Genomic DNA, 11,994 nt, shown 5'->3' with positions numbered 1-11,994 from the left:
CCATGATGAGGGCGAAGCGGTCGAGCAGTGAGATCGTCAGAGGGGTTGGGGCGGTGCGCACCAGGGGAGATAAGCATGGTGGGCGGGGGGTGAGAAAGGGTTTTGTTAGAGGTTACGTTAGAATCTTGGGTTTGAGCGGTGGCGGGGCTGGATCGCCGCGCTGCGCTCGCGATGACGTGTTGGGGTCCTGGCTGGGCATCGCCGGTTCCAACAGCAACAGCCCAGATTAACAAAGTTTTTTTTGCTTCTTTTTTGTTCACAAAAAAGAAGACTCTTCCTTCCGCGTCTGTCTTGCTTGTGCTCAGACCGTATAACAGCCTGAAGCCCGTCTCAACGCGCCAGTGCCACCAGCGTCGTCTGCGGTGGCATGCCGGGCTGGACCGTCGGCCAGCGGGTTGCCGGGCTGGCGAAGCTTGCGTTCGGTGTGGCGCCGGGGTGCCGGGCGACGGTGAATATCGTGTGTCCGAGCGGGCCGAACGCTGCCGCGCCGATCGCGCCACCGATCGGCGCGAGGTAGAGTTCGGTCAGCGCGTATCGGTCGTAGCCTGCGACGTCCATCACGAACAATCCATCGGCGGTATCGCTGACCGCGCCGCCCTGGTCGGTGCCGACGTACAGGCGGTTGGCCGGGCCGAAATTCAGGGAATAGGGCGCGCGCAACCAGGCTTGCGATCCTGCACCGTAGCGCGCCGAGGGGTCGGTGGTGGGGTCGCCGCCGAGCAGCGCAACCTCGCCGGTGAAGCGCGGGGCGGCGAGATCGCCGCCGGTTGGCCGGAGCGCCAGAATATGGCCGCCGCCGTTGCCGGCGCGTGGATTGAGCGCGTCAACCTGGTTCACGCCGCGACCCGGATTGCCGGAGCACGCGAGGTAAACCGTCCGGTCCGGCCCGATCGCGAGGCCGGCCGGCGCATCGAACCGCGCGCCGTGCCGCCCGGCGGAGAGTGTTGCGGTGATGCTGGGCAGCCCCTCCGGCAGGTCGTGCCAGACGATCGATGCGCCTTCGATCGTCGCCACGGACAGCGTGCCGGCATCGAGTGCGGCGCTGCCGTCGCCGATCGGCGCTGCGCCCTTGAAGCGGAACAGGCGGCCCATCGGCGCGTCCTCGGTCATGAAGACCACGGCCGAACCATCGGCTGCGATGCCTGCCGCCACGCCGGCGCGCGGCATTCGGCCCAGCGCGGTGCGTTTGGCGGGGAACGAGGTCGGGCTCAGCGCATCGAGTTCGACCACCCAGCCGAAGCCGGCGCCGACGGTGGGTGCCGCGAAGCCTGCGGCGCGGCCGGCCAGACGGGTGATCCAGGTATCGGTCCGGCCTTCGGGCAGCAGCACGGTGTTCCACGGCGTGACGCAGCCGAGTCCCGGTGCCAGCACGCCTTGCACGCTCGCGCCGATTGTGCTCGCCGCCGGCCCGGTGATGGTGCAGAGCGTGCCATCGGTGATCCGGCGGGACTGATAGCCGCCGTCCACCACCACCCAGCGGCCGCCGCGCTGCGACAAATTCAACACCGATGCGCCCTGGAGCTTGCCGGCAATCCGTGGCTGATCGCGCCCGCCGGGGAACACCATGCGCGCCGAGACATCCGGGTGGCTCACCACCATGACGAGCCGCGCGATGCCGTCCTCGGCCTGCGGCGGTGTGACGATGCCGGCGATGATGCCATCCCAGCCGAATTGGCGCGCGGCCTCGGCTTCGGTCAGGCGGTTCGGGGTGAACGGCGGCGCGTTGGCCAGGACCGGATCACCCCAGCGGATGATCACGTCCCGGCGCAAGCCATCCGCCACCACATCGTTCAATTGCGGCGATTCCGGGTCGGCACCTTGCAGCAGGGGCGATACGGTTTGCGCCCACGCACGGGCCTGCACCGCCAAGGGTGCCAGCGCCACGCCCGCCATCAGGCTACGCCGCGTCGCCATGGCTCAGAACCCCGACAATCCGCTGCTGCCGCTGGCACCGCCGATATCGCTCTGGCCGCCGCTGCCGAACCCGCCGGCGCCGGTGCCGCCGAGCGGATTATAGTGCCCGACACCGCCGACCAGCTGCTGGAACAGGCTCGCGTGGCCGCCCGGAGCGGGGGTGTGGCCGCTTGCCATCGCCACGTTGACGGCCGCTTTCTTGCCGACGTCGTGGATCGATTGCAGCACGCCGGCATTATTGAAGGTGAGTTTGACGACTTTTTGTTTCAGGACACCCTGGGTCTGGCCGATCCGCCGCTTGGTGACCTGGCTGACGTAGAGCCATTGATTCCGGTCGAACGTTTCATGCAGGGTCGGCGAGCCGAGCAGCGCGGTTGCATCGGCTTCGGTCGAGACGCCGGGGGTCAGCTGTTTGATCGCGTGGGACGAAACGTCGTTGCCGCGATAATGCGGTGCCGCCGAAAATATCGCACATCCGCCGAGCGCCGGCAGCAGCAGCAGCAGGGGCAACAGGCGGTGGAGCTTGATGGCTGGTTTGCGCACGCGGCTCGATCCTTACGATAGAAACGTTGGTGATATCAGGCTGTGCGGCCTGATGGCTGTGCCGCCGGCCGCATGCCCATGATCGCCGGTTCTATGGGCGAGCTTCCCGCTTCGCGCAAGATGCGACATGATCGCGCCATGACCGACACGCCAGACCCTATTCTGTCCCATAGTTTCGACCTGTCGCGAGTCGCCGATGTGCGGCGTCGCGATCCGGCGATCGAGATCAGCATCACCGCGACCGAAGCGCAATGCGCCGCGATCGCCGCCGGCTTTGGCGTGCCGGGGATTGCGGCGCTCAGTGGCAGTTTCGCGCTCCGCCGCGCGCCGGATGGGCTGGTGCACGCGACGCTGACGCTGCGCGCAAGGGTTACCCAGACCTGCGTTGTTACCATCGAGCCGTTCGAACAGGATGTTGCGGAACGGGCAAAGCTGATTTTGCTCACCGAAGCGCAGGCCGCGGCGCAGCGCGATGCGGGCGCGGACGAAGCGATCGACCCCGACGCGCCGGATGACATTATCGCCACCGGCACCATCGTCGATCTCGGTGCGATTCTCATCGAGCAACTTGCCCTGGCGCTCGATCCGTATCCGCGCAAGCCCGATGCGGCGATTCCGGCTGATTTTGCACCCCAGCGCGAAAGCAAGTTCAGCGCCCTCGCGCAGCTGCGCGATATTGCGAATGCTGCCGGAAAGCCGCGCCCGGAATGAGGCGCGGCGCTTGCCGGGTTGGAGCGCCTCTGCTAGACGGCGTGGTCTTGAACCACCCCCATCACGGGGCGGTCGCGCATTGCTGCGCCGCCGATACATGAGATACGAGAGTTGATATGGCCGTACCTAAGCGTAAAACCAGCCCGTCCCGCAAAGGCATGCGCCGGAGCCATCAGGCCCTGGTGATCCAGCCGCACGCCGAGTGCAGCAATTGCGGCGAACTGAAGCGCCCGCATCACGTCTGCGGCCATTGCGGCCATTACGACGGTCGGGAAGTCGTTGCCGCCGGCAAGGACATCAAGGGCACGGTCCGGGTCTGATCTTCCATTGATCGCGCCACCAAAGCCGCCGCGCCAGGCGCGATCATGACATCCGAAGCCAACCAACCTGTCGCAGCGGCACCGCAAGCTGGCCGTGCCGCGGGCGTTGATGCGGCTGGCGCTTCGGGCGTTCTGGCGGTTGACGCCATGGGCGGCGATCATGCGCCGGATGTCATTATCGCGGGACTCGATATTGCGGCCGAGCGCCATCCCAAGGCGATCTTTCATGTGTTCGGCGACGCTGCGCTGATCGAGCCGCTGGTGCGCGCCTCGAAGCGGCTGGCGGCCCGGGTTGTCGTGCACGGGACCTCGGAAATCATTGCGGATGATCTGAAACCCACCGCCGCGCTGCGCCTGCGCGACGCCTCGATGCGCCGGGCGATCGATGCGGTTGCCAGCGGGGAGGCCGCCGGCATCATTTCGGCCGGCAACACCGGCGCCATGCTCGCGCTCGCCAAAATCGTGATCAAGACCATGGCGGGCATCGATCGTCCGGCGATGGCCGCAATCGGCCCGTCCGCCAAGGGCGATGTCGTGATGCTCGACCTGGGTGCCAACATGGTCTGTGACGCCCGCAACCTGGTTGAATTCGCGGTTATGGGCGAAATGTTCGCCCGCACCGTGCTCGGCCTGCCGAAACCCACCATCGGCCTGCTCAACGTCGGCTCCGAGGAGATGAAGGGCGACGAGACGCTGAAACGCGCCGCCGAAGCCCTGCGCGCCGGCCCGATCGGCCCGCAATTCCACGGCTTCGTCGAAGGGCATGATATCGCGGGCGGCACCGTCGATGTTGTCGTCACCGATGGTTTTACCGGCAATGTCGCGCTGAAAACCGGCGAGGGTGCGCTTCGCCTGGTCGGCGATTTGCTCAAGCGCGTCTTTACCGCGAGCCTCGCCGCCAAACTCGCCTATCTATTGGCCAAACCCGGCCTCAACCGCCTGCGCGAATGGCTCGACCCGCGCCGCTACAACGGTGCGGTTCTGCTCGGCCTCAACGGCGTTGTGGTCAAATCGCACGGCGGCACCGATGCCGAAGGCTTTGCCCATGCCGTCGATGTTGCCATGGACATGATCGTGAACCGCTTCAACGAACGCATCAAGGACGGTTTGGGCCAGCACGACAACCGCGACGCTTTGGTTGCCGATACCGCGCCGCGAATCGCCCCCCTGCCCGCCCCGCCGATCGCCTCTGCCGGATGACCACGCCGCACACCACGCTGGATGGCGTCGGCGGGTATCTGCCGGAACGCATCGTCACCAATGACGACCTCGCCACCCGCATCGATACTTCGGACGCGTGGATTCGCGAACGCACCGGCATCACCATGCGGCATATCGCGGGGCCGCACGAAACCGCCACGTTCATGGGTGAACAGGCCGCCCGGCGCGCGCTGACTCGCGCCGGTGCGACGGCCGAGGACGTCGATGCCATCATCGTCGCGACCGCGACACCCGATCAGGGCTTCCCGGCCACCGCCGTCAGCATTCAGCACGCGCTCGGTGTAACCGGTGGTTTCGCGTTCGATATTTCGGCGGCGTGCTCGGGCTTCGTTTACGCGCTCGCGGTGGCGGATGCGATGATCCGCGCCGGCCAGTGCCGCGGCGTTCTGATCATTGGCACCGAAGTCTACTCCCGCATCCTCAACTGGCAGGACCGCGGCACCTGCGTGCTGTTCGGCGATGGCGCGGGTGCGGCGTTTCTGCGCGCCAACACAAACGGTGCGGATCGCGGCGTGATTTCCACGCATATCCATGCCGATGGCCGCTACGGCGATATTCTGTATATCGACGGCGCCACCGGCCAGACCGCCAAACCCCAGCATCTGGTCATGAACGGCCGCGAAGTGTTTCGCCACGCCGTGCCGAAACTCGCCGGTGCGGTCGATGAGGCGCTCAAGGCCAACAACCTCAGCCACACCGATATCGATTGGCTGGTGCCGCATCAGGCGAACCGGCGCATCATCGATGCCATGGGCAAACGCCTGAACCTCGGCCCGGACCAGGTTGTCGTCACCGTCGATCGCCACGCCAATACCTCGGCCGCCTCGATCCCGCTGGCGCTGGACGATGCCATCACCGATGGCCGCATCAAGCCCGGCCACCTCGTGCTGATCGAGGCGCTCGGCGGCGGGCTGACCTGGGGCTCCGCGCTGATCCGGATGTGATCGGGCAGCTCGGCGGAGTGGGAGCGCTGGTCACCCGATCTGGCTCACCAACCGAGACACCGCCGCCTGTCCCAATCAGTGCGAAATCGTATTTTTTCTTTGATTTCCAGCGACTTTGGTAGGGAGGCCGACATTTCGGTTGACCCGGTTGGCTTTCTTGCTAATCTTGTTTCATGGGCACATTAACGCGCGCGGGTCTGGCGGAATCGATTTATGCGGCGGTCGGTCTGTCGCGCAACGAGAGTGCGGCGTTATTGGAATCGGTGCTGGACCGGATGAAGACGGCGCTGGCCGAGGGTGATTCCATTAAAATCAGTGGCTTCGGCACCTTCTCGGTCCGCCAGAAGGGCCGGCGGATCGGCCGCAACCCCAAAACCGGGGATGAGGTGCCGATTCTGCCGCGCCGGGTCCTGATTTTCCGGGCGAGCCAGATCCTGCGCGAGGCCGTCGATCATGGCGTGCCGGATGGGGCCGTGCGGTCTTGAACGGCGAGACCGGCCCGGTGCTGGCCGAAAATGACGAGTCCCGCGGCCGTACCCGCAAATCGGCCGATGCCTACCGCACGATCAGTGAGATCGCGGATGAGTTGCACGTCCCTCAGCACGTCCTGCGCTTCTGGGAAACTAAATTCCCCCGTATCAAACCCCTGAAACGCGGCGGCGGCCGCCGCTACTATCGGCCGGATGATGTCGTGCTGCTCCGCCGCATCGCGAATTTGCTTTACATTCAAGGCTATACGATCAAAGGCGTCCAACGTCTCCTCAAGGAAGGCGGCGGCGCCCTGCACGACGAAATCCCGCCCGCCTCTGAGGAAGAGCGCGCCGCCGCCGCCGCCGAACGCGCCCAGACGTCCGTCCTCGCCGCCAGCACGCCGCCGCGCGCCGATGTCCCGGAATTGCCGATCCACCACACACCGCCCGCACAAGCCACAACGCCAGCACGGCCCCAAGCCCTCACGACCGACCTCGAGTCGATGCTCGCCCGCAGCCACCACATCAACACCATCCTGCGCACGACACTCCAAACCACCCTCGCCGAACTCGAACACCTCCGCGCCCGCCTGACCGGCTGATGCCGGACATGGGTGGGGGTTTGCCCTTGGGTGATCTACTTGCTAAGGACCGTGTCGTCGGAGCGTAGCGCAGCCTGGTAGCGCATCAGTCTGGGGGACTGGGGGTCGTGGGTTCGAATCCCGCCGCTCCGACCATTCAAACCCCTCTATATTTCCCGATGGTCTGGCGCATGAACGCGAAGCTCAGCGCGTAGAAGAACGCGCGTTGTGAAGCATCGGCGCCGGCGCCGTGGCCGCCTTCGGCTTGTTCGTAATAGATTGTGTCGTATCCCATCGATTGCAGTTTTGCCGCCATTTTCCGGGCGTGACCGGGGTGAACCCGGTCGTCGCGGCGGGTGGTGTTGATGAAGGCGGGCGGGTAGGTCTGGCCGGCCTGCACGAGCTGGTAGGCCGAAATTTCGTGCAGGAACGCCCAATCTTCGGCGATGTCGGGGTCGCCGTATTCGGCGATCCAGGAGTGGCCGGCGAGGAGTTTGGTGTAGCGCCGCATATCGAGCAGCGGCACCGCGCAGATGATGGCGCCGAATGCTGCGGGATGGCGGGTCAGCATGTTGCCGACCAGCAACCCGCCGTTGCTGCCGCCTGAGCCCAGGATGCGGGCCGGGGTCGAAAGTCCGCGGGTCACCAGGTCGGCAGCGACCGCGGCGAAATCATCCTGTGCGATTTTCTTGCCGGCGCGAATGCCGGCCTTGTGCCAGTCCGGCCCGAATTCGCCGCCGCCGCGGATGTTCGCGAGCACGAATGCGCCGCCGGTGCGGCACCACAGCGCGCCGTGGGTGGCGAGGTAGTAGGGTGTCAGCGAAACCTCGAACCCGCCGTAGCCGTAGAGGTAGGTTGGAAATCCGCCGGCCGGCGGACCACCTTCGGGGGCGACGAAAAAATAGGGGATTGCCGTGCCCTCGGTTGCGGTTGCCTCGTACTGGCGGACCGTGAGGCCGGTTGCGTCGAATTGCGCGGGGAGTTGTTTCAGCAGCGCCGGTGCTTGGTGCGGGCTGCCGAGCATCAGTTGATCCGGCGTCAGGAAGCCGCTGACGTTGAACAGGAGCGCGTCGGACTCGTAATCATCGGCGGATAATTCCCGCACCGAAATCGCGCTGTTCGCCGGCACGCCCGGCACGGGCTGCACGGACCAGCCGGTTGCGGCGTCGGCGAATTCGATCACGCTCGCCACATTGTCCAGCACGGTCAGGACCACGCCGGATTTCAGATTGACCCAGCTTTCGAGCGCGCGCTTCGGCGTCGGCGTGAAGACTGGTGTGAAATCGCGGGAACCGGCGATGAATTCATCGATCCCGATGGTCAGCAGGCTGCCGGGCGGGAATCCGGCGAGCATCGAGCGCGGCCGCACCAACAACCGCCCGTGCCCGATATCCACATCCGCATCTTCGGGCAGATCGAGCTGCACGCGGTCACCGCCGATCGGCTGATAGAAACATTGATTGCGATAGAACGCGATTGACCGTGTGAACCACAAGAACCGGTGCGCCGGATCGTGGCTGCACGAGCCCGACGCCGCCATATCGCCGGCTTCGACCTCGAACACGATTGGTGCGTCCTCGATCGCGGTGCCGCGCCGCCATTGCCGGACGGTGCGCGCGTAGCCCGAGGACGTGACATCCCCGCCATAGGCCGAACCGAGCAGCACGGTATCGGCATCGACCCACGAGACCGCGGTTTTGGCGACCGGCACGATGAACCCATCCGCCACGAAGCGCCGGCTCACTATGTCGAATTCGCGCACCACCCCGGCATCCGAGCCGCCGGGCGAGAGGCTGATCAGCGCGCGCTGATGGTGTGGCGGCAGGGTTTGCGCGCCGTGCCAGACCCAGCTTTCGCCCTCGCTGGCGCACAGCGCATCGAGGTCGAGCAGCACATCCCAATCGGGCGAATCGCTGCGATAATCGGCCAGCGTCGTCCGCCGCCACACACCGCGCTGATGCGCCGCATCGGTCCAGAAATTATAGACGAACCCGCCGCGCTGCACGATCGCGGGAATGCGCGCATCGGAATTGAATTGCGCGGTCAGCACCGCCTGGTCGGCCTCGAACCCGGCATCGCACAAGCGGGCGACGCTCGCGCGGTTCTGTGCCTCGACCCAGTCGATCGCCCGATCGCCTTCGATCTCCTCAAGCCAGAGGAATTCGTCGGTCTGCGTATCGATATCGTTCATGCCGTGCTCCGCGGGGTGAAAGCCTTACCCGCGAATAGAGCGCGCCCGGCCGGTGAAGTCCACCGTCCGGGCGCGTCAGGCAACAGGCGCCGATCAGTAGCCCGGCGGCGGCGGGGGCGGCGGTCCACCGTTGTAGTAGCCGGGTGGTGGCGGCGGCGGCGGTCCGCCATTGCCGTAGCCTTGGCCGTACCCAGGGCGTTGCCCGCCATAGCCCTGATTGTTGTAACCACCGTGATTGTAATAAGGCCGCGGTGCCTGCGGGGTGGTCAACGCCCCACCCAGCGCGCCGATCGCGCCGCCGATCAACGCACCACCCGCCGGGCTGCCGCCGGTCGCCGCCCCGATCGCCGCGCCAGCCCCCGCGCCGATCGCCCCGCCGCCCAGCGCGCGCTGGCCCGGACTATAGGGATTGGTGCAGCCGGCCAGGCCGAGTGCGGCAACCAGCACCACCCCCGCCAACCCGGCACGGCGCGTGCGCCGGCCTGAAATCATCGTGCTCATGGTTCTTCCTCCTGAAACATATTATCGATGTGGACGCGCAACATGGCCGGCGCAGGGTCAAATCATGGCAAAAATCCGCACACCTGTCACCGCTGCGGCGGCGGTCCGCCGGGCTGCGCCATGGCACCGTTCTTGTGAAACTCGATCGGCACGACAAACTGCATCCGTGGCGGCGCATTGGCCGGCAATTGCTTGAGAATAGCCTTGCCGATCGCCGCCAGCGCCAACCGGTCGAGCGAAGCCCGGCCGGACGGCCGCACCACCCATTCGCTCAGCACATGCCCGGCGCGATCGACCGTGAACCCGTAAAACCCGACATGCCGCACCCCCTTCTGCGCCAGCAACTGCGGCACCTGGCGCGCAATCGCCGCCTGGGTTGCCGCACTGATCGGATGCTGCACCGGCGCCTGGGCACGCGCCGCGACTGGAAGCGCCATCATCAACAAACCGACCCATCGACTGCCCCGCATCCGCCACTCCTTCACGACATCATGACAATTCCTCGCAATCGGCCTGCCCGATCCCCACCTGCCGGTCAATTCATCCATCAGGAGAGCCGCATGACCAGCATCCTCATCGTCACCACCTCGCACACCAATATCCCCGGTTCGGACGATCGCACCGGCGTCTGGTTCGAGGAATTGGCGACCCCCTACTACGCCTTCATCGATGCCGGCTGCACCGTCACCCTTGCCTCGGTGCGCGGCGGCGAAATCCCGATCGATGGCCGCAGCCTCGCCGAAACCCCCCTGCCCGCCTCGGTGCAGCGCTTCCACGATGATCCCGTCGCGCTCGAAGCCGCCCATCACAGCAAACCCGTCGCCGATCTCACCGCGACCGATTACGACGCGATTTATCTCCCCGGCGGCCACGGCACGATGTGGGATTTCCCGAACAACCCGAGCCTCGCCACCGCCATCACCACCATGCTCGATGCCGGTAAAATCGTCGCCTCGGTCTGTCACGGCCCGGCCGCATTCCTCGGCGTCGAACGGATCGACGGCTCCCCGCTGATCAAGGGCCGCTCGATCACCTGCTTCACCGATGATGAGGAACGCGCCGTCCACCTCGACGACAAAGTGCCGTTCCTGCTGGAATCCAGCCTCCGCGCCGCCGGCGCCCAGGTCGCCACGGGCCCGGATTTCGCGCCGCATATCATGGAGGATGGCAATCTGCTGACCGGGCAGAACCCGAAATCGTCCGAGCCGTTGGCGCACGCGGTGGTGAATGCCTTGAAGGCTCGGCAGGTCAAAGCAGCTTAGGGCGAAGGGTTCTTTTTTGTAAAAAAGAACCAAAAAACTTTTATTCGTTAGAGCGCGCCGCCCCGCCGTCCCACCGCCGCGCCCAGCCGCAGCCGTAGCGCGTTCAACTTTATGAACCCCGCCGCATCCTGCTGATTATAGGCGCCTTGGTCATCCTCGAACGTGACCATGCGCGCCGAATACAGCGAATGCGGGCTGTCGCGGCCGATCACGATCACATTGCCCTTGTAGAGTTTCAGCCGCACCGTGCCGGTGACCGAATGCTGGCTGGTGTCGATCAGCGCCTGCAGCATATGCCGCTCCGGGCTGAACCAGAACCCGTTATAGATCAGCTCCGCATAGCGCGGCATGATGCTGTCCTTCAGATGCGCCGCCTCGCGATCCAGCGTGATGCTCTCGATCGCCCGATGCGCCGCCAACAGGATCGTGCCGCCCGGCGTCTCGTACACGCCGCGCGACTTCATGCCGACGAAGCGGTTTTCCACCAGATCAAGCCGCCCGATGCCGTTGTCGCGCCCGAGCGCGTTCAACCTGGTCAGCAAGGTTGCGGGCGACAAGGTCTCGCCATTGATCGAGACCGCATCGCCTTGCGCAAACCCGATCGAAATCACCGTCGCCACATCCGGCGCCGCTTCGGGGCTGATGGTGCGCTGATAGACGATTTCGTCCGGCTCCTCCGCCGGATCCTCCAGCAATTTTCCCTCGGAGGAGGAATGCAGCAGATTGGCATCGACCGAAAACGGCGCTTCGCCACGCTTGTCCTTGGCAATCGGAATCTGATGCGCCTCGGCGAATTCCAGCAGCCGGGTCCGGCTGGTCAGATCCCATTCGCGCCACGGCGCGATCACCCGCACATCCGGCTTCAGCGCATAATAGGCGAGTTCGAACCGCACCTGGTCGTTGCCCTTGCCGGTGGCACCATGCGCCACCGCATCGGCCCCGACCATCTCGGCGATTTCGATCTGGCGCTGCGCGATCAACGGCCGCGCGATCGAGGTGCCCAAGAGATACTGCCCCTCGTACAGCGCATTGGCGCGGAACATCGGGAAGACGAAATCCTTGGTGAAGGTTTCGCGCAGATCCTCGACGAAGATTTCCTTGACGCCGAACATCTCGGCCTTGCGGCGCGCCGGCTCCAGCTCCTCGCCCTGGCCCAGATCGGCCGTGAAGGTGACGACTTCGGCGTTATATTCGGTCTGCAACCAGCGCAGGATCACGCTGGTATCCAGCCCGCCGGAATACGCCAGCACCACTTTTTTCACGGTCTTGTCGGCCATCGCGCTCACCCTCTGTTCAGAGCGCGCGCCGTATCAGCCCCATGCCGCAACCGCAAGAC

Annotated in this window: 13 protein-coding genes and 1 tRNA gene; 8 read left to right on the top strand and 6 right to left on the bottom strand. The window is 65.6% G+C overall.

Annotated features, from left to right (window positions below; genetic code table 11):
• Positions 1-330 precede the first annotated feature (330 nt).
• Both B7X49_RS07550 and B7X49_RS07545 read right to left on the bottom strand, forming a co-directional pair.
• The gene (locus tag B7X49_RS07550; RefSeq protein WP_286703095.1) at positions 331-1,914 is read right to left on the bottom strand and encodes a PhoX family phosphatase; all 1,584 of its coding nucleotides are present in this window, start codon (positions 1,912-1,914) and stop codon (positions 331-333) included.
• 3 nt (positions 1,915-1,917) lie between these two features.
• Positions 1,918-2,457 (bottom strand): outer membrane protein assembly factor BamE, encoded by a 540-nt coding sequence (locus B7X49_RS07545; protein WP_286703094.1) that lies wholly within the window; start codon positions 2,455-2,457, stop codon positions 1,918-1,920.
• A 138-nt stretch (positions 2,458-2,595) separates the two neighbouring features.
• Here B7X49_RS07545 and B7X49_RS07540 point away from each other — a divergent pair, with 138 nt between their 5' ends.
• The 7 genes from B7X49_RS07540 (at position 2,596) to B7X49_RS07510 (ending at position 6,860) form a co-directional block, all read left to right on the top strand.
• Complete coding sequence (locus B7X49_RS07540) at positions 2,596-3,168, top strand: DUF177 domain-containing protein (RefSeq protein ID WP_286703093.1); 573 nt, start codon at positions 2,596-2,598, stop codon at positions 3,166-3,168.
• A gap of 116 nt (positions 3,169-3,284) precedes the next feature.
• Positions 3,285-3,488, top strand: a complete 204-nt coding sequence (rpmF, locus tag B7X49_RS07535) for a 50S ribosomal protein L32 (RefSeq protein ID WP_029311542.1) — start codon at positions 3,285-3,287, stop codon at positions 3,486-3,488.
• Between the two features lie 147 nt (positions 3,489-3,635).
• Positions 3,636-4,688, top strand: a complete 1,053-nt coding sequence (gene plsX, locus B7X49_RS07530; RefSeq protein ID WP_408735559.1) for a phosphate acyltransferase PlsX — start codon at positions 3,636-3,638, stop codon at positions 4,686-4,688.
• Positions 4,685-5,653 (top strand): beta-ketoacyl-ACP synthase III, encoded by a 969-nt coding sequence (locus B7X49_RS07525; protein WP_286703091.1) that lies wholly within the window; start codon positions 4,685-4,687, stop codon positions 5,651-5,653. Before plsX ends, B7X49_RS07525 begins: the two co-directional genes overlap by 4 nt.
• A 173-nt stretch (positions 5,654-5,826) precedes the next feature.
• Positions 5,827-6,138 carry an integration host factor subunit alpha gene (locus tag B7X49_RS07520; protein WP_029311545.1) on the top strand — a complete coding sequence of 104 codons (312 nt, stop codon included), beginning with the start codon at positions 5,827-5,829 and terminating at the stop codon, positions 6,136-6,138.
• The gene (locus B7X49_RS07515; RefSeq protein WP_286838844.1) at positions 6,135-6,725 is read left to right on the top strand and encodes a MerR family transcriptional regulator; all 591 of its coding nucleotides are present in this window, start codon (positions 6,135-6,137) and stop codon (positions 6,723-6,725) included. The genes B7X49_RS07520 and B7X49_RS07515 overlap by 4 nt, the downstream gene beginning before the upstream one ends.
• Before the next feature lie 58 nt (positions 6,726-6,783).
• A tRNA-Pro gene (locus B7X49_RS07510) sits at positions 6,784-6,860 on the top strand.
• 1 nt (position 6,861) lies between these two features.
• Here the strand turns inward: B7X49_RS07510 and B7X49_RS07505 are convergent.
• The 3 genes from B7X49_RS07505 to B7X49_RS07495 form a co-directional block, all read right to left on the bottom strand.
• Positions 6,862-8,895 (bottom strand): prolyl oligopeptidase family protein, encoded by a 2,034-nt coding sequence (locus B7X49_RS07505; RefSeq protein ID WP_286703089.1) that lies wholly within the window; start codon positions 8,893-8,895, stop codon positions 6,862-6,864.
• A 93-nt stretch (positions 8,896-8,988) separates the two neighbouring features.
• A complete protein-coding gene (locus B7X49_RS07500) occupies positions 8,989-9,396 on the bottom strand; it encodes a hypothetical protein (protein ID WP_076454354.1) in 408 nt (135 codons plus the stop codon).
• Between the two features lie 86 nt (positions 9,397-9,482).
• Positions 9,483-9,866 carry an energy transducer TonB gene (locus B7X49_RS07495; RefSeq protein WP_286703088.1) on the bottom strand — a complete coding sequence of 128 codons (384 nt, stop codon included), beginning with the start codon at positions 9,864-9,866 and terminating at the stop codon, positions 9,483-9,485.
• Positions 9,867-9,956: 90 nt separating this feature from the next.
• Between B7X49_RS07495 and B7X49_RS07490 the strand changes: the two genes are divergently transcribed.
• Positions 9,957-10,658, top strand: a complete 702-nt coding sequence (locus B7X49_RS07490) for a type 1 glutamine amidotransferase domain-containing protein (RefSeq protein WP_286703087.1) — start codon at positions 9,957-9,959, stop codon at positions 10,656-10,658.
• A 47-nt stretch (positions 10,659-10,705) separates the two neighbouring features.
• Here B7X49_RS07490 and B7X49_RS07485 read toward each other — a convergent pair whose 3' ends face one another.
• Positions 10,706-11,935 carry an argininosuccinate synthase gene (locus B7X49_RS07485; RefSeq protein WP_286703086.1) on the bottom strand — a complete coding sequence of 410 codons (1,230 nt, stop codon included), beginning with the start codon at positions 11,933-11,935 and terminating at the stop codon, positions 10,706-10,708.
• Positions 11,936-11,994: the final 59 nt, after the last annotated feature.

The sequence above is a fragment of the Acidiphilium sp. 34-64-41 genome (assembly GCF_002282635.1).
In the GTDB taxonomy this organism is placed as follows: domain Bacteria; phylum Pseudomonadota; class Alphaproteobacteria; order Acetobacterales; family Acetobacteraceae; genus Acidiphilium; species Acidiphilium rubrum.
The sequence above is the reverse complement of the archived record's forward strand: the minus strand, read 5'-3'. Positions and strand labels throughout refer to the sequence as shown.

What these genes read in the sequence shown, in the direction of transcription:
- rpmF (WP_029311542.1), top strand. Translation starts at nt 3,285, where the DNA reads ATGGCCGTACCTAAGCGTAAAACCAGCCCGTCCCGCAAAGGCATGCGC.
- B7X49_RS07520 (WP_029311545.1), top strand. Translation starts at nt 5,827, where the DNA reads ATGGGCACATTAACGCGCGCGGGTCTGGCGGAATCGATTTATGCGGCG.
- B7X49_RS07505 (WP_286703089.1), bottom strand. Translation starts at nt 8,895, where the DNA reads ATGAACGATATCGATACGCAGACCGACGAATTCCTCTGGCTTGAGGAG.
- B7X49_RS07550 (WP_286703095.1), bottom strand. Translation starts at nt 1,914, where the DNA reads ATGGCGACGCGGCGTAGCCTGATGGCGGGCGTGGCGCTGGCACCCTTG.
- B7X49_RS07485 (WP_286703086.1), bottom strand. Translation starts at nt 11,935, where the DNA reads ATGGCCGACAAGACCGTGAAAAAAGTGGTGCTGGCGTATTCCGGCGGG.
- plsX (WP_408735559.1), top strand. Translation starts at nt 3,636, where the DNA reads ATGGGCGGCGATCATGCGCCGGATGTCATTATCGCGGGACTCGATATT.
- B7X49_RS07525 (WP_286703091.1), top strand. Translation starts at nt 4,685, where the DNA reads ATGACCACGCCGCACACCACGCTGGATGGCGTCGGCGGGTATCTGCCG.
- B7X49_RS07500 (WP_076454354.1), bottom strand. Translation starts at nt 9,396, where the DNA reads ATGAGCACGATGATTTCAGGCCGGCGCACGCGCCGTGCCGGGTTGGCG.
- B7X49_RS07495 (WP_286703088.1), bottom strand. Translation starts at nt 9,866, where the DNA reads ATGCGGGGCAGTCGATGGGTCGGTTTGTTGATGATGGCGCTTCCAGTC.
- B7X49_RS07540 (WP_286703093.1), top strand. Translation starts at nt 2,596, where the DNA reads ATGACCGACACGCCAGACCCTATTCTGTCCCATAGTTTCGACCTGTCG.
- B7X49_RS07490 (WP_286703087.1), top strand. Translation starts at nt 9,957, where the DNA reads ATGACCAGCATCCTCATCGTCACCACCTCGCACACCAATATCCCCGGT.